Raw genomic sequence first — 19,535 nt, 5'->3', positions numbered from 1 at the left:
TACCAGTACCTGCGAAAAATGAAGGAGGAAGAACAAATGGAGTACAAAGACACATTATTAATGCCAAAAACAGACTTTCCTATGCGAGGAAACCTACCGGTCAAAGAAGTAGATATCCAAGCAAAATGGGAAGAACAGGACATCTACAAGAAGGTTTTAGAAAGAACGAAAGATCGTCCATTTTTCGTCCTGCATGATGGTCCTCCGTATGCAAACGGTGATATTCATATTGGGCATGCTTTAAACAAAGTTCTAAAAGATATGATCGTTCGTCACAAATCAATGACTGGCTATCATGCTCCTTATGTGCCAGGCTGGGATACTCACGGACTTCCAATTGAACAGGCTTTAACAAACAAAGGTGTTAAGCGTAAAGAATTATCATTGGCTGAATTTAGAAAGCTATGTGAGGATTATGCCTATCAACAAATTGACAACCAACGTACTCAGTTTAAACGTTTGGGTGTGCGTGGAGATTGGGAAAATCCTTATGTGACTTTAAAGCCTGAATTTGAATCTCGCCAAATCGAGGTATTTGGTGCGATGGCTAAAAAGGGATACATTTATAAAGGATTGAAGCCTGTTTACTGGTCACCTTCAAGTGAATCAGCGTTAGCAGAGGCCGAAATTGAATATCAAGATAAAAAATCTCCATCCATTTATGTAAGCTTTGCTGTTACAGATGGTAAAGGGGTATTAGAAGAAGGTACCAAGTTTATTATTTGGACTACAACTCCATGGACAATTCCAGCAAACCTTGCTATTTCATTGCATCCACGAGTGGAGTATGTCGTAGTGCAAGCAAATGAAAATAAATATGTTGTAGCGAAAGACTTGGTAGAATCAGTGGCAGCTGAGCTGGGCTGGGAAGAGTATTCTATTGAACGTACAATTCTTGGTCAAGAAATGGACCGTCTAGTTGCTAAACATCCTTTGTATGACCGTGATTCTTTAATAATCCTAGGTGAACACGTAACTACTGAATCTGGTACTGGTTGTGTTCATACGGCACCAGGACACGGGGAAGATGACTTTTACGTAGGGAAAGCTTATGGTCTAGATGTGCTTTGTCCAGTAGATGAGCGTGGAGTAATGACAGCAGAAGCACCAGGCTTCGAAGGGTTATTCTATGATACAGCCAACAAAGCAATTACAGAAGCATTAGAAGAAGCAGGAGCATTAGAGAAACTTACATTCTTTACTCACTCATATCCACATGACTGGCGTACGAAAAAGCCTGTTATTTACCGTGCAACACCACAATGGTTTGCTTCAATTGAGGCATTTAGAGATGAATTATTACAATCTATCCGTAACACTAAATTTACACCAGCATGGGGCGAAACGCGTTTATATAATATGATTCGTGACCGTGGAGATTGGTGTATATCTCGTCAGCGTGTATGGGGTGTGCCAATTCCAGTGTTTTACGCAGAGGATGGAGAACCGATTTTAACAGAGGAAACAATTGCTCATGTATCAAATCTTTTCCGTGAGCATGGTTCGAATATTTGGTTTGAAAGAGAAGCGAAAGACTTGCTTCCTGAAGGATTCACACATCCACATAGCCCAAATGGTATCTTTACAAAAGAGACAGATATTATGGACGTTTGGTTTGACTCTGGATCTTCCTACCATGGTGTTTTAGAAGAACGTGATGATTTGGTATTCCCAGCAGACTTATATTTAGAAGGTTCTGACCAATATCGTGGGTGGTTTAACTCTTCTTTAATCACAAGTACAGCTATGCATGGTCATGCACCATACAAAGGGCTACTAAGTCACGGATTTATTTTAGACGGAAATGGTCGTAAAATGAGTAAATCACTAGGAAATGTAATTGTTCCTGCAAAAGTAATGAACCAGTTAGGTGCTGACATTTTACGACTATGGGTTGCTTCAGTAGACTATACTGCTGACGTTCGAGTTTCAGATGCAATTATTAAGCAAGTGACAGAGGTATATCGTAAAATCCGTAATACACTTCGCTTCTTACATGGGAACATCAGTGATTTCAATCCAGCAAGCAATCGTGTGGCATTTGAAGATTTACGTGAAGTAGATCAATACATGTACATGAAATTACAAGAAGTTATTAAGACTGTTAGAGCAGCTTATGAGCGCTATGATTTTGCGACCGTTTATCACACAGTAAATAACTTCGTATCTGGAGAGTTAAGCTCGTTCTATTTAGATATTGCAAAAGATGTTGTATATATTTATGGAGCAGATGACAAAGATCGTCGTGCAATGCAATCCGTCATGTATGATACACTTTCAGCTTTATTGAAACTGTTAACTCCAATTCTTCCCCATACAACAGATGAGCTTTGGGCTTATTTGGAGCATGAGAAGGAAGAAAGTGTCCAATTAACTGACATGCCAGATGCTGTTGAATACCCAGCTTTCGAAGCTCTTGCTCCTAAGTGGGAAAAAATCATGGAACTACGTGATGATGTTCTTAAAGCGCTTGAGGAATCTCGTAATGCGAAGACAATTGGTAAATCATTAGAAGCAAAAGTTACGTTATATGTTAGTGATGAATATAAAGTATTGTTCGATACTGATGCAATTGACTTTGCACAATTATTTATCGTATCTAAGTTTGTTCTGGGAGGCTCCCAATCTGATGCTCCAGCAAACAGTTTAGTGCTTGAGCATTCATCTGTTGTAATAGAAAAAGCAGATGGTGAAAAATGTGAACGCTGCTGGACTATTGCTGAAACAGTAGGAGAAAGCGAAGCTCACCCGACTTTATGTACTCGTTGTGCAGAAGTTGTAGAAAAACATTACGTATAATAAATTTATAGATGTCCTTTATGTAAATTCATAGGCACCGAAAACCACAGTCAAAAAGAATAAAGGCGAGTACGTGAACGATTATCGTTTACGTACTCGCTTTTTTTATAACGAGAGTGATTATATAGCGAACCTGTTAATTAGGGCACTTTTTATAAGAGCTAGTATAGTATTTGCATAAACAGCAAAGTATTATATAACACAGAGTTTCCCAGGACGTTTAAAGAGAAGCCTAACTTTTCTTTGTATAATCTATAGATGCTCTTTTACGTAAGATAGGTTTCTATGGTAAACTATTGTAGATTGTTTAATATTATTCAGCAAAAATCTTTTTAATAATTATAAGTTGGATGTAATATTCATTACTACAGACGAGAGAGGTCGTTAAGGCTTATTTGATTATCGGGGGAATTAATGTGTGGAAATTTTATGGACTAGCAGTATTTGTTATTGCCTTAGATCAATGGACAAAATGGCTTGTTGTTAAAAATATGACGCTTGGTGAGCAAATTATGATTTGGGACCCTTACTTTGCACTGCTTTCACATCGTAACCGTGGTGCCGCGTGGGGTATGCTCCAAGGACAAATAGGGTTTTTTGCGGTAGTTACTATAATTGTAATCGCTGCAATTATTTATTACTTCCATAAGGAAGCAAAAGGGAAACCTGTTTTTCAAGTAGGATTAATGCTTTTACTAGGTGGAGCAATTGGTAACTTTATAGATCGACTTTGGAAAGGCGAAGTAGTTGATTTTGTAGATGTGCTCATTCCAATTGTTAACTATGATTTTCCGATTTTTAATATTGCAGATGCTGCCCTGACTATAGGAGTTGTAGTAGTAATTATTTTTATACTACAAGAAGAACGAGCTGAAAAGAAAAAGGTGAAATAATGGAAGAATTAACGTTTATTATTGAAAAGGAACAAGAAAAAGAGAGAATTGATAAAGCAATTGCTTCTTTTGATACAGACTGGTCTCGTACACAAATTCAAAATTTTATAAAAGATGGTAGTGTATTAGTTAATAACGAGCCTGCCAAAACAAGCTACAAGGTAAAAGAAGGCGATGTTATTATTGTCACACCTCCTGAAGTAGTTGAGCTAGACATAGTGGCAGAAAACTTAAACCTTGAAATCGTTTATGAAGACGAGGATGTATTAGTAGTGTATAAGCCAAGAGGTATGGTAGTTCATCCGGCTCCTGGACATCTTAGCGGTACGCTTGTTAATGGTCTTATGCATCAAATTAAGGACCTTTCTGGTATTAACGGAGTATTACGACCGGGAATTGTCCACCGTATTGACAAGGATACGACAGGCCTTTTAATGGTAGCTAAAAACGATGTTGCCCATGTTTCTTTAGTAGACCAACTTGTAAAGAAAACTGTTACTCGTAAATATACAGCACTTGTTCATGGCCACATTGCTCATGACAAAGGTACAATTGATGCACCGATTGGCCGAGACAAAAAAGAACGTCAAAACATGGCAGTCGTTGATAATGGTAAGCATGCTGTAACTCATTTCCGTGTATTAGAACGCTTTAACAAATATACTTTAGTGGAATGTCAGTTAGAAACTGGTAGAACACACCAAATCCGTGTTCATATGAAGTATATTGGTTATCCTTTAGCTGGAGATCCCAAATATGGTCCAAAGAAAACACTAAACTTTAATGGACAGGTTTTACATGCGGGAGTTCTTGGGTTTATACAGCCTAGAACCGGTGAATACTTAGAATTCTCATACCCACTACCAGAGGATTTCACGGATTTATTGCAAGATTTGAGAAAAACAGCATTGCCAAAAGAAGAATAGTCAGATATACTGATTACAATAAATTGAATAGTTTCACCTTTAATAACAGTCCAGAGAGGCTGAGAAGGTACATGTGAAAGTGACTCACTATTATTCTGCGGATTAATAGGATCACTATATTTTAAACGCGCACATACAACCTCTTGGGCTCTTCTAGCTCAAGAGGTTTTTTACATTTCCGAAAAGGAGGAGATAATTTATGGAAGAAAAAGCAAGTATTCTAGATGAACAAGCCATTAACAGGGCACTTACTCGAATTGCACATGAAATAATTGAACGTAACAAAGGAATTGAAGAATGTATATTAGTAGGCATAAAAACTAGAGGTACATATCTAGCACAAAGGCTGGCTGAGGGAATCGAAAAGATTGAAGGCAAACCAATCAAAACGGGTGAATTGGATATTACATTATATCGAGACGATTTATCAATCAAAAGCGCTTCTAATGAGCCTTTAGTACAGCAAGTAGATATTTCCCATGATGTAACGAACAAAAAAGTAATTTTAGTAGATGATGTGCTATTTACGGGAAGAACAGTTCGAGCAGCAATGGACGCAGTAATGGATATAGGCCGGCCCTCTCAAATACAGCTGGCTGTTTTGATCGATAGAGGACATAGAGAGCTACCAATTCGAGCGGATTATGTTGGCAAGAACATTCCTACCTCAAGCAGCGAAAAAATAGTAGTTAAAGTTACAGAGACAGACAAAATAGATGCTGTAAAGATCTTTGAATAAACCAAAAAGGTGGCGACTTAAATGTCAAAGGCAATACTAGATGTAAATGACAAGCCTACAGGTGGACAGCTGATTACTTTAAGCTTTCAGCACATGTTTGCAATGTTTGGCTCAACAATATTAGTACCTCAGCTTGTAGGGTTAAGTCCCGCTATCGCATTACTAACTAGTGGTATAGCAACTATCATTTTTTTAATGGTAACCAGATTTCAAGTACCAGCCTATCTTGGTTCCTCCTTTGCTTTCATAGCTCCTATACTAGTTGCTTCAAACGGATTAAATGAATCAACAGGCAAAGCTATAGACCCGGGAAATGCCATGATTGGAGCAATATTCGTCGGTTTAGTATATGGTGTAGTGTCACTGATCATTTGGAAGAGCGGCTATAAGTGGATTATGAAGCTATTACCACCAATCGTTGTTGGTCCGGTAATCATGGTTATTGGTCTTGGATTAGCAGGAGTAGCAGTGGACATGGCCATGAATATTACAAATGTAGAAACTGGTTTAAAAGAATATAGCTTTTTACATTTTTCAGCAGCGCTAGTGACATTGTTTACAGCAATCATTTGTACAATCTTTTTTAAAAATATTATTAGCACAATGCCAATTTTAATAGGCTTAGTAGTTGGATATCTCTACTCTATCCTCATTGGTATTGTAGATTTTACACCAGTTAAAGAGGCTAGCTTACTAGCGTTACCTGATTTCTTAATACCAGGTGTTCATTATGACTTTGAAGTTACTTCTAGAATCTTGCTCATTATGGTACCAATTGTCATTGTTACTATTTCGGAACATATTGGCCACCAATTAGTATTAGGGAAGGTAGTTAATAGAGACTACATCAAAGAACCAGGTTTACATCGATCTCTTCTAGGGGATGGTCTTGGAACATTTGCTAGTGCCTTAATCGGCGGACCTCCAAAGACAACCTATGGTGAAAATATTGGGGTATTGGCAATTACTCGCGTATATAGTGTGTATGTCATAATGGGTGCAGCTGTGATCGCTATACTACTGTCTTTCTTTGGTAAAGGCATGGCTCTAATCACAACGATACCTACTGCAGTACTCGGTGGAGTATCGATCCTTCTATTCGGAATTATCGCTTCTAGCGGGTTGCGAATGCTAGTAGAGGCAAATATTGATTTTGGGAATAGCAGAAATCTAGTTATTGCGTCGGTAATCCTTGTAATCGGTATAGGTGGAGCTAAATTTATTGTTACAGAGGCTTTGAGTGTGGAAGGTATGGCACTAGCAGCAATCGTTGGTGTAGTTTTAAACTGGATACTACCAGGTAAAAAAGAAGCACAAGCATCAGGTAACGAGACAATAGAATAATGACCTTTTAAAAAGTTGAACAGAGAGTCAACGAAGGGTTCAGATTGAAAAGAGAATTTTAGTAAAAAATCTCTTCTTTGATCATGCTTTGACGAACCCTCTTGAGCTTTTTCAAGAGGTTTTTTTTATAGAAAGGCGGATATTCATGAAAAATTTAGTCTCAATGAAGGAATTATCTGTAGAACAAATAATTGCAATATTAGAACAAGCCGAAGCATTCCGAACAGGCGCAGCCTCTACTTTAAAAAATAAATATACAATGGCAAATCTCTTTTTTGAGCCGAGCACTAGAACTAAGATGAGCTTTGAAATGGCAGAAAGAAGGCTCCCAATCGATGTGCTGCCGTTTGAAGCTGGATTTTCAAGCACGTTAAAAGGTGAAACATTATATGACACAGTAAAGGTACTGGAAGCTATAGGACTTGATGCACTAGTTATAAGACATGAGCAAAACAACTATTTTGAAGAGCTGATAGGTAATGTAAAGCCTGCAATCATTAACGGCGGAGATGGCACTGGAAATCATCCGACTCAAAGTCTGTTAGATATTTTTACGATCTGGCAGGAGTTTGGTACTTTAGAGGATAAAATTGTCACGATAGTAGGGGACATAGTGCATAGCAGGGTGGCAAGGTCTAATGCTCAAGCTCTTACTAGACTAGGAGCTACCGTTCAATTTGTCTGTCCTCCTGAGTGGCAAGGAGAATTTGAAACTATTAATAGTTTTGAGGAAGCGATAGAAACAAGTGATGTATTAATGATGCTTCGCGTACAACATGAACGTCACGATGGTTTGGCTTCTTTTTCAAAGGAAGCGTACAACAAGTCTTATGGCCTTACAGTAGATCGGGAACGAAGGATGAAAGATGGAGCAATCATTATGCACCCTGCCCCTTTTAACCGTGACGTGGAAATAGCTAGTGAATTAGTAGAGTGTGAACGTTCTAGAATTTTTAAGCAAATGGAAAATGGTGTTTATATCCGAATGGCTGTTATCGAGATGATCTTAAAAGGGAGAGAATAAAATGACAAAAATTATTCAAAACGTCCAACTAGTAAACAAATCAGGTGAATTAGAAACTACCTCAGTTGTAGTAAAAGACGGAAAAATAGCTGAAATTACGCCTACTCCTACTTTAGAAGATGCGCAAGTGATTGATGGTAAAGGAATGTTACTGTCCGCTGGCTTTATCGATGTGCACGTTCATTTACGTGAGCCAGGTGGAGAGCATAAAGAAACAATAGAAACAGGAACTAAGGCTGCTGCAAAAGGGGGATATACTACGATTTGTGCGATGCCAAATACTCGTCCAGTTCCAGATACAGTAGAAAACTTCTCTCATGTATTAGATTTAGTAGATAAAAATGCACTAGTTCGAGTACTTCCTTATGCTTCTATTACCATACGTCAAGCAGGTAAAGAACGTACAGATATAGCCGCACTAAAAGAACTTGGTGCATTTGCTTTAACAGATGATGGAGTCGGTGTACAAACAGCTGGAACTATGCTGGAAGCGATGCAAGAGGCAGCAAAACATACTATTCCTGTTGTAGCTCACTGTGAGGATAATTCCCTTTTGTACGGTGGGGTAATGCATAAAGGAAAGCGAAATGAAGAGCTTGGATTAAAAGGAATCCATTCGGTTTCAGAATCGGTACATATTGCGAGAGATATATTATTAGCTGAAGCAGCAGGAGCACATTATCATGTTTGCCATGTAAGTACAAAGGAATCTGTTCGAGTGATTCGAGACGCTAAGAAAGCCGGCATCCATGTTACTGCAGAAGTAAGTCCACATCATTTATTACTTTGCGAGGAGGATATTCCAGCAAATGATGCAATTTGGAAGATGAATCCTCCGCTAAGAGGTAGAGACGACATGATGGCTTTACGTGAGGGATTGTTAGAAGGAACTTTAGATTTTATAGCAACAGACCATGCCCCTCATACAGATGAAGAAAAAGCACATGGTTTCGAAAAGGCTCCCTTTGGAATAGTTGGATTAGAGACAGCCTTTCCATTACTGTATACTCATTTCGTAAAAATGGGGGAATGGTCATTAAAGCAACTGCTAGATTATTTGACCATCAAGCCAGCAAATGTATTTGGGTTTGAATTTGGCAAGCTAGAAGTAGGAGCTCCAGCTGATTTAGTATTAGTAGATTTAAATAAAGAGCAAAAAATAGATAAAGAAGCATTCCTTTCTAAAGGAACAAATACTCCGTTTGATGGATGGGTTTGTACTGGTTGGCCACAAGTAACGATCTATAACGGAGAAATCGTATGGCAGGAGGAACAAGCATGAAAACAAGATATTTAATATTAGAAGACGGTACTGTTTTTAAAGGAAATGCATTTGGTAGTGAATCAGGGACTATTGGAGAAGTTATTTTTACAACTGCTATGACCGGTTACCAGGAGTCTATATCAGATCCATCCAACTGTAGTCAAATACTTACTTTTACGTATCCGATGGTAGGTAATTATGGTATTAATCCAGATGATTTTGAAGCAATAGAGATTGCCTTGTCAGGAGTTGTAGTTCGAGAGCTAGCAGAGAACCCATCTAACTTCCGTAACCAAAGTACATTGAATGAATTTTTAACTTTAAAAAATATTCCAGGAATTGAAGGAATAGATACTCGAAAGCTAACACGCATTATTCGTAAGCACGGATCTCTAAAAGGAACGCTAACAGCTGCTGGAGAAGAAGTGAATGTGGATGAAACAGTGGCAACATTAAAATCTACTGATATTCCTAAAAACGTAGTGGAGCAGGTTTCTATTACGAGACCTTATCCAAGTCCAGGGCGAGGTAAACGAGTTGTCTTAGTAGATTTCGGTATGAAACATGGAATACTAAGAGAATTAAACAAACGTGACTGTGACGTTATCGTGGTACCTTTTAATACATCAGCTAAAGAAATTTTAGCAATGCGTCCTGATGGAGTAATGCTATCTAATGGTCCTGGGGATCCGACGGATATACCAGAGTCTATTGAAATGGTAAAAGGTCTAATAGGAAATGTTCCAATCTTCGGAGTTTGCCTAGGTCATCAGTTAATTTCACTAGCAAGTGGTGCAACATCCTTTAAACTAAAATTTGGTCACCGAGGTGGAAATCATCCAGTAAAAGATTTAACTACTGGAAGAACAGAGCTAACTTCACAAAATCATGGCTATGCGATTGATGCAGATTCAATCTCTAACACGGATTTAGAAATTACTCATCTAGCATTAAATGATGGAACAATTGAAGGTGTAAGACATAAAAAATATCCCGTGTTTTGTGTACAGTTTCATCCAGAAGGGTCATGCGGTCCAGAGGACTCAACCCACTTATTTGATCAATTTATTGAACTAATGAATAAAGAAAGCAAAAAGGAGACTTCACATGCCTAAACGTAAAGATATAGAAACTATTTTAGTAATCGGATCTGGTCCAATTGTAATCGGTCAAGCTGCAGAGTTTGACTATGCGGGGACACAAGCATGTATTTCCCTTAAAGAAGAAGGCTACAAAGTAATATTAGTAAACTCAAATCCAGCAACTATTATGACAGATACAGAAATTGCAGACAAAGTATATATTGAACCTATTACTCTTCCATTTGTGAGTAAGATCATTCGCAAAGAGCGTCCAGATGCAATCCTTCCAACTTTAGGAGGACAGACAGGTTTGAACATGGCGATTCAATTAGATGAATCAGGTATATTGGATGAGTTAGGAATTGAAATTCTTGGTACAAAACTAGAGGCGATTCATAAAGCAGAGGATCGTGACTTATTCCGTACGTTAATGAATGAATTGAATGAACCAGTACCGGAAAGTGATATTATCCACAACCTAGACGAAGCAAAGGCGTTTGTAGAGCGAATCGGATACCCAGTAATAGTAAGACCGGCCTTTACCTTAGGAGGAACCGGGGGAGGTATTTGTCACAATGATACAGATCTAGTGGAAATCGTAACTAGTGGTTTAAAGTACAGCCCTGTGACTCAATGTCTACTAGAAAAATCGATTGCTGGCTTCAAAGAGATTGAATATGAAGTAATGCGAGATTCAGCTGACAATGCAATCGTTGTTTGTAATATGGAAAATGTTGACCCAGTAGGCATTCATACGGGGGACTCGATTGTAGTAGCTCCTACCCAAACTTTGTCGGACCGTGAAAACCAAATGCTTCGAAATGTTTCCTTAAAGATTATCCGTGCGCTAAAAATCGAAGGTGGATGTAATGTGCAGCTTGCTTTAGATCCATATAGCTTCCAGTACTATATTATTGAAGTTAACCCACGTGTAAGTCGTTCATCAGCACTTGCATCAAAGGCAACTGGCTATCCCATCGCGAAGCTTGCAGCAAAAATTGCAGTAGGACTTACACTAGATGAAATGATGAATCCTGTAACTGGAAAGACATACGCTTGCTTCGAGCCAGCTTTAGACTATATTGTTGCAAAAATTCCTAGATGGCCGTTCGATAAATTCGAATCAGCAAAACGTAACCTTGGAACACAAATGAAGGCAACCGGAGAAGTAATGTCGCTAGGACGTACATTTGAAGAGGCAATCTTAAAATCTGTTCGTTCATTAGAAACAGGTCACTTCCATTTGGAAATGAAGAACAGCGAATCCATAACAGACGAATGGATTGCCAAAAGAATTCGTCGCGCAGGAGATGAGCGCTTATTCTTTATAGGAGAGGCACTTCGCCGTGGTGTGAGCATCGAGCAAATACATGAATGGTCTCAAATAGATCTGTTTTTCTTAAACAAATTACAGAACATCGTGCAATATGAAAAGGTAATACAAGAGAATCCGTTTAATCAAGAAATTCTTTATAAAGCAAAAAGAATGGGCTTTGCTGATAAAACAATAGCAAAGTACTGGAACGTGAAAGAAATAGAAGTATATAACTTTAAAAAGGAACATGGAATTACACCAGTTTACAAAATGGTAGATACTTGTGCAGGAGAGTTTGAATCAGAAACTCCTTATTTCTACGGGACATATGAAGAGGAAAACGAATCCATTCGAACGGATAAAGAAAGTGTCATCGTACTTGGTTCTGGTCCAATTAGAATCGGGCAAGGAGTTGAATTTGATTATGCAACAGTTCACTCTGTATGGGCCATCAAAGAAGCAGGCTATGAAGCGATTATTATTAATAATAATCCAGAAACAGTTTCTACCGATTTCTCCATCTCAGATAAATTGTACTTTGAGCCATTAACGGTAGAAGACGTCATGCACATCGTGGACCTTGAAAAGCCAAAAGGAGTAGTTGTACAGTTTGGCGGTCAAACAGCGATCAACCTAGCGGAAGCGTTAGAAGAACGAGGCGTAAAAATATTAGGCACTACTCTAGAAGATATCGATCGAGCAGAAAATCGCAATAAATTTGAGGCTGCTCTTCACGAAATAGGAATTCCTCAGCCGCTAGGTAAGACAGCAGTATCTGTAGAAGAAGCTATTGAAATAGCTAATGAAATTAGTTATCCGGTATTAGTTAGACCTTCTTATGTTTTAGGTGGTCGAGCAATGCAAATCGTTTACAATGAAGATGAAATTAAACACTATATGGAAAACGCGGTTGAAGCTAGCCCCGAAAAGCCCGTTTTAATTGACCGTTACTTAACTGGTACAGAGGTAGAAGTCGATGCAATCTGTGATGGAGAGAATGTTCTAATACCAGGTATCATGGAGCATATTGAGCGAGCAGGAGTGCACTCAGGTGATTCAATCGCTGTATATCCACCACAAAAGCTATCACAAAAACATATAGACACATTGGTAGATTATACAACGAGACTGGCAAGAGGCTTAAAAATAGTAGGTCTGATGAATATTCAATATGTAATTTCCAAAGACGAGGTTTATGTAATTGAAGTAAACCCACGCTCAAGCCGTACGGTACCTTTCTTAAGTAAAATTACATCGATTCCAATGGCAAATATTGCAACAAAGGCAATTTTAGGAAAATCCATTGTAGAGCAAGGCTTTAAAACAGGGCTTGCACCAAATAGTCCAGGAGTATATGTAAAGGTCCCTGTATTCAGCTTTGCTAAGCTGCGCCGTGTAGATATTACCCTAGGGCCAGAGATGAAATCGACTGGAGAGGTTATGGGTAAAGACATAACATTAGAAAAAGCCCTCTATAAAGGCCTAGTAGCTGCAGGAATGGAAATTAAGGATCATGGCTCAGTGCTAATGACGATTTCTGATAAAGACAAAGAAGAAGCAACAGATATCGCTAAGCGTTTCCACGCAATTGGCTTCCGTATAATTGCAACTGAGGGTACAGCTAAAGCAATTCAAGAGGCAGGTATTCCAGTAGATATTGTTGACAAAATTGGTTCTAAGGGAACTACTTTACTTGATGTTATTCAAAAAGGGGAAGCGCAATTTGTTATTAATACTTTAACAAAAGGCATGCAGCCCGAGCGTGACGGCTTCCGAATTCGTAGAGAGTCTGTTGAAAATGGAATTCCTTGCTTAACTTCTCTAGATACAGCAGAGGCAATGGTTCGAGTAATTGAATCGATGAGCTTCTCTACGGATACGATGAAGTTACAGGAGGTCCGTGCATGATTAAACAGGAGCAGATGATTGTTGTATCTCAACATAAAATTGCGACGAACATTTTTGTGGTTACGTTAAAGGGACAGCTCGTACAGGAGATGAAACAACCTGGCCAATTTGTTCATGTACGTGTGGCACATCAAATGGAGCCACTACTACGAAGACCGATTAGTATTTGTTCTATAAATAGAGAAGCATCGGAATTTACGATGATCTACCGTGCTGAGGGCAGAGGAACTATACTACTTTCAGAGAAAAGACCAGGGGATTATATAGATATACTTGGTCCCCTAGGTCAAGGTTTTCCAATAGAAAAAGTCTCTTCAGGTGATAAGGCATTACTTGTGGGGGGAGGAATTGGAGTTCCTCCTCTCTATGAATTATCTAAAAGATTAGTTGAAAAAGGTGTAAAGCCAATCCATGTATTGGGCTTTCAATCCGAGAATGTTGTTTTCTACGAGGAGCTATTTAACCAGCTTGGTGAAACACATATAGTTACAGCAGATGGAACCTATGGTCATAAGGGGTTTGTAACAAATGTATTAGAGACTATGAATGACGACTTTGCTGTGTACTATAGCTGTGGTCCAACTCCTATGCTTGCTGCTATGGAAAAAATGTATCCACATAAAGAAGGTTACCTCTCTTTTGAACAACGAATGGGCTGTGGGATTGGTGCATGTTTTGCATGTGTATGTGAGACAACGGAAAAAATGGAAGTTGACTATCTCAAAGTTTGTTCAGATGGTCCAGTCTTCCAGTCAGGAGTGATTCGAGTATGAATAGATTAGCTGTCGAATTACCAGGACTGTCATTAAAGAACCCGATCATGCCTGCTTCTGGGTGTTTTGGATTTGGGAAGGAATATGCTCAACTCTATGATTTATCCAAATTAGGAGCGATCATGATTAAAGCAACTACCTTAGAAACACGACTAGGTAACCCAACTCCTCGAGTAGCTGAAACGCCTGCAGGGATGCTAAATGCGATTGGGCTACAAAATCCAGGACTAGCTAAGGTCATGGCAAACGAGCTTCCTTGGCTAGAACAATATGACGTGCCCATCATAGCAAACGTAGCTGGGACATTAACAGAGGACTATGTTGGTGTTGCTGAGGCTATTTCAAAGGCACCTAACGTATACGCTCTAGAGCTAAACATTTCGTGTCCAAATGTTAAACAAGGTGGAATTACGTTTGGAACAGACCCCCTAATAGCAGAAGAATTAACAAGAGCTGTCAAGGAAGTTTCAAGCGTTCCCGTCTATGTAAAATTGTCTCCAAATGTAACAAACGTAGTAGAAATTGCAAAAGCAGTAGAAGCTGGCGGTGCAGATGGAATAACTATGATTAATACGTTACTTGGTTTACGTCTAGACACTCGAACTGGACGCCCTATCATCGCTAATGTAACTGGTGGTCTGTCAGGACCCGCCATCAAACCTGTTGCCCTTCGCATGGTATATGAAGTAGCTAAACAAGTATCTTTACCAATTATCGGTATGGGTGGGGTGTCGAATATAGATGATGTCATAGACTTCCTATCTGCAGGAGCAAGTGCAGTTGCTGTAGGCACGGCTAACTTTGTTGATCCATTTATTTGTCCGACTTTAATCGATCAATTACCAGAAAAGTTAGATGAGCTCGGATATAAAACAATAAGCGATTTAGTTGGAAGGAGCCATCGATTATGAAAAACAGCCCCATTATCGCATTAGACTTTTCTTCAGCAGAAGAAGTTTACCGTTTTTTAACACCTTTTGAGCAATCTCTTTTTGTGAAGGTTGGAATGGAACTATTTATGCAGGAAGGTCCAGCCATCGTTTATAAGCTAAAGGAAAAAGGACATGATGTTTTTCTAGATTTGAAGCTACATGATATTCCAAATACAGTTGGACAGGCGATGAAAGGATTAGCACGTTTAGGAGTAGATCTGATCAATGTCCACGCAGCTGGAGGAGAGACTATGATGGCAAAAGCTCGTGAAGGCTTAGAAGCCGGAACTTCGGCCGGTAATGTAAGACCTGCTATTATAGGCGTTACTCAATTAACTTCCACTTCTGAGAAGCAAATGCAAGAGGAACAGCTGATTAAACAAACTCTAGAGGAATCTGTTCTTCATTATGCTAGGCTTTCCCAAAAAGCAGGATTAGATGGTGTAGTATGCTCCGTACTAGAGGCAAAGAAAATAGCAGAAGCGTGTGGGGAAGACTTTTTAAGAGTTACTCCAGGTATACGACTATCTGCTGGAGAAGCACACGACCAAGTTCGAGTAGCAACTCCTTCTAATGCTAAAAAGCTAGGCTCTTCTCACATTGTTGTCGGACGTGCAATCACAGAAGCAGAAAATCCCGTAGAGGCTTATAAAACTATTCTAAAAATGTGGGAGGAACAAGCATGACACTTGAACATAAAATTGCAAAAGCACTTCTTGAAATAGGGGCAGTAGAACTAAAGCCAAACGATCCTTTCACGTGGGCATCGGGAATAGAATCACCAATTTATTGTGATAATCGCATAACGATGTCTTCTCCGGTCGTTCGCAAGGATATTGCAAAAGGTCTTGCTGAAGCAATCCAAAAGAATTTTCCAGAAACGGAAGCCTTGGCGGGAACGGCAACAGCGGGTATTCCTCATGCAGCATGGGTAAGTGATGTATTAGAGCTTCCTATGATGTATGTACGCTCTAAGGCAAAGGAGCATGGTAGAGGAAAGCAAATTGAAGGAAAAGTAGTGAAAGGTCAGAAGGTAGTAGTCGTCGAAGATCTAATTTCCACTGGAGGAAGTAGCTTAACAGCAGTTGAAGCGCTTCAAAAAGCTGGGTTAGAAGTACTTGGAGTAGTAAGTATTTTTACATATGGACTTCCGAAAGCAGAGGAGTCTTTTAAAGAAGCGGAGATAAACTTTGTCAGCCTAACTAACTTTGAGACTTTGGTCAATGCGGCGCAGGAAGTAGGAACAATTACAGAAGCGGATATTCCGATGCTTACTAAGTGGCACAATGATTTGAAGCAAGGGTTATTAAAATAAGGAAGTGATCGCCTTCTCATTTTTAATTGAGAGGCGATTTTTTAATGGATGAATCAATTTCATAATCATTTGACTCACTTATCCTAGTTGAGCTGTCCTTGAATCAAAGCAACCTAAAGAAGCTTACAGATTTTTGCATAGTAAAAGAGAAAGAAGTGAGATTACTTCTTTCCCTGTTTATTCAAAGAAAGCTAGATTTATTAGTCTACTGTTACAGCAAGCTCTTTTACTAATATAGAAGGTGATCCATAGCCTCCAGGCTGAAAGGTAAGATCTGATGCAATGGTATCTATGTTTTTCATAAGGTGATAGAAGTTTCCAGCAATAGTCATTTGGTTTATAGGTGATGCGATATTCCCGTCTTTAATATGATATCCTGTTGTTTCCACAGAAAAGTCACCTGAAATAGTATTTGTTCCAGAGTGTAGCCCAGATAAATTAGTTATATAAATGCCATTTGGAAGATCACCTAATAACTGATCTCTGCTTTGCTCCCCAGGAGCAATATATAAATTTTGCGGTGCTATAGTTAAAGTACCTTTGTAAGAGGATTTATATGCATTTCCAGTGGACTCGCAGCCATCAATCTTAGCAGTCTTTCGGTTGTGTAGAATAGTTTCTAATGTTCCATTAGAAATAATTGTTTGTTTTTTGGTAGCAACTCCTTCGCCATCAAACGAAGATCCAGAAAAAGCATCAGGGTGGAAAGGGTCATCTACAAGAGTCAGTATATCTGATCCTATTTTCTCTCCAACTTTTCCTTTTAAAAGTGATTGGTCCTTTTGAGTATTTTCAGCAGAGAAAATTTCAGAAAAGGTTGCTAGGAGAGAGGCAGCGGAATCATGTCTGAATACGACTGGGTATTTTCCGCTCGGGATGGTTTTACCCCCCAAGTAAGATAATGCTTCTTTTGCTAGCTCAGTAGCAATTTCATCAGCATTCAAAGAATAAAAATCACGAGTCATTTTAATAACGTGCCCGGTTTTCATTTCATTATCAGCTTTTACAACTGCAGATACAAAAATATAAAGTCCATTTCTTTCATCCTGCAAAGAGAGTCCTTTATTATTAATCATTAATCGTTCGGAATTAAAATCTTCTAGCATGCAATAATTTAAAGTAGTTATTCTTGGGTCGTATGCCAGTACTTTTTGTTCAATGGCTTTTATAAGTTCAATCTTCTCAGGAATTCCTATCTTCTTTAATTCAGGATTATAAAAGCTATGCTGGACATATTCTTTACTTCCCTCGAAAATAGAAGAATTATCACTTTCATCTAAGATTTCAGCGTTAGCCTTAGCGTTTTCTACTAAGAAGGCAATCGAGCTCTCATCTATTTTTTCTGTATAAGCATAGCCCATGTTTCCGTTATACAGACCTCTAAATCCTATGCCAGCTTCTTCAGAGGTTTCATAACTATCTACTTCTCCATTAAAAATCATACATTTAAACGAATCTGATCTTTCATAGTAAGCTTCTGCTTCAGAAAATCCAGTGGCTTTTGCTTGTTTAAGCAGCTCTTTTTGAAAGTCTGTTGTATTCATCATTATTCCCCCTTTGTTCCACCAACAGTGATTTCACTTACACGAATCATGGGCTGTCCTACGTTAACTGGAAGGCTTCCACTAATAGAACCACACATTCCAGCACCGTGTGCAAGATTGTTTCCAACTCGATCTACTAGCTGAAGTGTCTTAGCGCCATTTCCAATTAGCGTAGCACCACGGATTGGTTGAGCTATTTCTCCATTCTTAACTATATAACCTTCCATAACTGCGAAGTTGTAGTCTCCAGTGGCAGGGTTAACTTGCCCTCCACCCATATATTTAGCATAGATTCCGTATTCTGTAGAAGCTATTATTTCTTCCGGAGTAGAAGACCCAGGTGCGATAAATGTGTTAGTCATTCGTGAAGTAGGATTGTATCTATATGATTGTCGACGTGAAGAACCTGTTGGCTTTGCATTCATTCTTCTAGCATTAAATTTATCAATCAGATAGCCCTTTAAAATACCATTTTCAATTAATACGTTCTTTTGAGTTTTTTCACCTTCATCATCAATATTTAATGAACCCCATTCGTTAGGTAATGTCCCATCGTCAATATAGGATACAATGTCAGGAGCAACTTTCTCACCTATTCGATTAGCAAAAACAGAATTGTTTTTGGCAACCGATGTAGCCTCTAGGCCATGACCGCATGCCTCATGAAAAATAACTCCTCCAAATTCGTTGTCAATAATAACTGGGAACTTTCCGCTAGGACATTCCTCTGCACCAAGCATATTGACTGCGATACGAGCAGCCTCTCCGGCATAATGCTCTAAGTTAAGATTTTCTATAAATTCGAACCCAGCATGAGCACCTGGCCCATAAAAACCAGTCTGCATTTCAATACCATCAGAAGCAGTGGCTTGAATAGATAGTCTACTATATACACGAGTATCTTCTACAAACTTTCCTTCTGAATTTGCGATTAAAACATTCTGTTCCTCGTCTATATAGCGTATTCCTACTTGTTTAATACGAGGATCATAGCCTCTTGCAATATCATTTGCCTGTCTCATTACGGATACTTTTCTAAGATTTTCTACACTACGAGGCTTTAAAGCAATAGTATGTAGTGGTTGAATAATTTCTTTTTGAAGTGGATGAATGATTCCAGCAGAACCACCTTGGATGGCATGGGCTGCTCGCTTGGCTGCTTGTATTAAACCTTCTTCTGAAAAATCAGTAGTATACGTATAAATACTCTGTAACCCTAAAAATATACGAATACCAATACCAAAATCTCTACCCGAATTACTTTTTTCTATTTTGTTGCTTTGTAGTACTAATTGATTGACGTATTTATCTTCTACAAAAATCTCTGAAAAATCTCCTCCGGTAGAAAGTGCTGCTTCCAATACGTTTTCTATAATGGACTGTTTTAACATATAATTCCCCCCTTAATAGAATTATATAGTAATAAACTATCACTTAATACTGTTTATTTTGATAATTTGGTAAATTTTAAAAATATTAATAGGGTAATATTCACGCATTAATAAGTGTGTTAGAGTTGGGCATTCTAATAGTATGGAATGACCTTTATTACGTGCATTGACATGGGCTTTGGAGAAATAGAAAGGATATTTCCTTTCTCATGAAGTATTATTTCGACTAAATAAATTAAAAACTAAAAATCTGTATTGGATTAAATGGGTAATAAATCATAAGAAA

Annotated in this window: 15 protein-coding genes; 13 read left to right on the top strand and 2 right to left on the bottom strand. The window is 38.6% G+C overall.

Annotated elements, in window-relative coordinates:
- Positions 1–36: 36 nt before the first annotated feature.
- From ileS to pyrE, 13 genes are all read left to right on the top strand, one after another.
- A complete protein-coding gene (gene ileS, locus Q0371_RS09600; RefSeq protein ID WP_298470653.1) occupies positions 37–2,799 on the top strand; it encodes an isoleucine--tRNA ligase in 2,763 nt (920 codons plus the stop codon).
- Positions 2,800–3,215: 416 nt separating this feature from the next.
- Positions 3,216–3,692, top strand: a complete 477-nt coding sequence (gene lspA / locus Q0371_RS09595; protein ID WP_169361233.1) for a signal peptidase II — start codon at positions 3,216–3,218, stop codon at positions 3,690–3,692.
- Positions 3,692–4,618 (top strand): RluA family pseudouridine synthase, encoded by a 927-nt coding sequence (locus tag Q0371_RS09590; protein ID WP_298470650.1) that lies wholly within the window; start codon positions 3,692–3,694, stop codon positions 4,616–4,618. The genes lspA and Q0371_RS09590 overlap by 1 nt, the downstream gene beginning before the upstream one ends.
- Positions 4,619–4,817: 199 nt before the next feature.
- Positions 4,818–5,357, top strand: a complete 540-nt coding sequence (pyrR, locus tag Q0371_RS09585) for a bifunctional pyr operon transcriptional regulator/uracil phosphoribosyltransferase PyrR (protein WP_298470648.1) — start codon at positions 4,818–4,820, stop codon at positions 5,355–5,357.
- 21 nt (positions 5,358–5,378) lie between these two features.
- Positions 5,379–6,701, top strand: coding sequence for a solute carrier family 23 protein (locus Q0371_RS09580; RefSeq protein ID WP_298470646.1), 1,323 nt, complete (start codon positions 5,379–5,381; stop codon positions 6,699–6,701).
- A 145-nt stretch (positions 6,702–6,846) separates the two neighbouring features.
- Positions 6,847–7,725, top strand: coding sequence for an aspartate carbamoyltransferase catalytic subunit (locus Q0371_RS09575; RefSeq protein WP_298470644.1), 879 nt, complete (start codon positions 6,847–6,849; stop codon positions 7,723–7,725).
- 1 nt (position 7,726) lies between these two features.
- Positions 7,727–9,007, top strand: a complete 1,281-nt coding sequence (locus tag Q0371_RS09570; RefSeq protein ID WP_298470642.1) for a dihydroorotase — start codon at positions 7,727–7,729, stop codon at positions 9,005–9,007.
- Positions 9,004–10,104: a carbamoyl phosphate synthase small subunit gene (locus Q0371_RS09565; RefSeq protein ID WP_298470640.1), complete on the top strand. Its 1,101-nt coding sequence runs from the start codon at positions 9,004–9,006 to the stop codon at positions 10,102–10,104. Before Q0371_RS09570 ends, Q0371_RS09565 begins: the two co-directional genes overlap by 4 nt.
- On the top strand, positions 10,097–13,294 hold the full coding sequence (gene carB, locus Q0371_RS09560) for a carbamoyl-phosphate synthase large subunit (RefSeq protein ID WP_298470638.1): 3,198 nt from the start codon (positions 10,097–10,099) through the stop codon (positions 13,292–13,294). Before Q0371_RS09565 ends, carB begins: the two co-directional genes overlap by 8 nt.
- Complete coding sequence (locus Q0371_RS09555) at positions 13,291–14,067, top strand: dihydroorotate dehydrogenase electron transfer subunit (RefSeq protein WP_298470636.1); 777 nt, start codon at positions 13,291–13,293, stop codon at positions 14,065–14,067. Before carB ends, Q0371_RS09555 begins: the two co-directional genes overlap by 4 nt.
- The gene (locus Q0371_RS09550; protein WP_298470634.1) at positions 14,064–14,978 is read left to right on the top strand and encodes a dihydroorotate dehydrogenase; all 915 of its coding nucleotides are present in this window, start codon (positions 14,064–14,066) and stop codon (positions 14,976–14,978) included. The genes Q0371_RS09555 and Q0371_RS09550 overlap by 4 nt, the downstream gene beginning before the upstream one ends.
- A complete protein-coding gene (gene pyrF / locus Q0371_RS09545) occupies positions 14,975–15,685 on the top strand; it encodes an orotidine-5'-phosphate decarboxylase (protein WP_298470632.1) in 711 nt (236 codons plus the stop codon). Before Q0371_RS09550 ends, pyrF begins: the two co-directional genes overlap by 4 nt.
- Positions 15,682–16,314, top strand: coding sequence for an orotate phosphoribosyltransferase (gene pyrE / locus Q0371_RS09540; RefSeq protein WP_298470630.1), 633 nt, complete (start codon positions 15,682–15,684; stop codon positions 16,312–16,314). Before pyrF ends, pyrE begins: the two co-directional genes overlap by 4 nt.
- 200 nt (positions 16,315–16,514) lie before the next feature.
- Here pyrE and Q0371_RS09535 read toward each other — a convergent pair whose 3' ends face one another.
- Both Q0371_RS09535 and Q0371_RS09530 read right to left on the bottom strand, forming a co-directional pair.
- Complete coding sequence (locus Q0371_RS09535) at positions 16,515–17,858, bottom strand: TldD/PmbA family protein (protein ID WP_298470628.1); 1,344 nt, start codon at positions 17,856–17,858, stop codon at positions 16,515–16,517.
- Between the two features lie 2 nt (positions 17,859–17,860).
- A complete protein-coding gene (locus tag Q0371_RS09530; RefSeq protein ID WP_298470626.1) occupies positions 17,861–19,249 on the bottom strand; it encodes a TldD/PmbA family protein in 1,389 nt (462 codons plus the stop codon).
- Positions 19,250–19,535 lie beyond the last annotated feature (286 nt).

Source organism: uncultured Psychrobacillus sp., from assembly GCF_938022135.1.
Taxonomy (GTDB): domain Bacteria; phylum Bacillota; class Bacilli; order Bacillales_A; family Planococcaceae; genus Psychrobacillus.
This window is presented reverse-complemented; position numbering and strand designations above follow the sequence as displayed.

Bases quoted from the DNA above. Each gene is read 5' to 3' on its own strand.
- ileS (WP_298470653.1), top strand. From the start codon at position 37: ATGGAGTACAAAGACACATTATTAATGCCAAAAACAGACTTTCCTATG.
- Q0371_RS09590 (WP_298470650.1), top strand. From the start codon at position 3,692: ATGGAAGAATTAACGTTTATTATTGAAAAGGAACAAGAAAAAGAGAGA.
- pyrR (WP_298470648.1), top strand. From the start codon at position 4,818: ATGGAAGAAAAAGCAAGTATTCTAGATGAACAAGCCATTAACAGGGCA.
- Q0371_RS09580 (WP_298470646.1), top strand. From the start codon at position 5,379: ATGTCAAAGGCAATACTAGATGTAAATGACAAGCCTACAGGTGGACAG.
- Q0371_RS09575 (WP_298470644.1), top strand. From the start codon at position 6,847: ATGAAAAATTTAGTCTCAATGAAGGAATTATCTGTAGAACAAATAATT.
- Q0371_RS09570 (WP_298470642.1), top strand. From the start codon at position 7,727: ATGACAAAAATTATTCAAAACGTCCAACTAGTAAACAAATCAGGTGAA.
- Q0371_RS09565 (WP_298470640.1), top strand. From the start codon at position 9,004: ATGAAAACAAGATATTTAATATTAGAAGACGGTACTGTTTTTAAAGGA.
- carB (WP_298470638.1), top strand. From the start codon at position 10,097: ATGCCTAAACGTAAAGATATAGAAACTATTTTAGTAATCGGATCTGGT.
- Q0371_RS09555 (WP_298470636.1), top strand. From the start codon at position 13,291: ATGATTAAACAGGAGCAGATGATTGTTGTATCTCAACATAAAATTGCG.
- Q0371_RS09550 (WP_298470634.1), top strand. From the start codon at position 14,064: ATGAATAGATTAGCTGTCGAATTACCAGGACTGTCATTAAAGAACCCG.
- pyrF (WP_298470632.1), top strand. From the start codon at position 14,975: ATGAAAAACAGCCCCATTATCGCATTAGACTTTTCTTCAGCAGAAGAA.
- pyrE (WP_298470630.1), top strand. From the start codon at position 15,682: ATGACACTTGAACATAAAATTGCAAAAGCACTTCTTGAAATAGGGGCA.
- Q0371_RS09535 (WP_298470628.1), bottom strand. From the start codon at position 17,858: ATGAATACAACAGACTTTCAAAAAGAGCTGCTTAAACAAGCAAAAGCC.
- Q0371_RS09530 (WP_298470626.1), bottom strand. From the start codon at position 19,249: ATGTTAAAACAGTCCATTATAGAAAACGTATTGGAAGCAGCACTTTCT.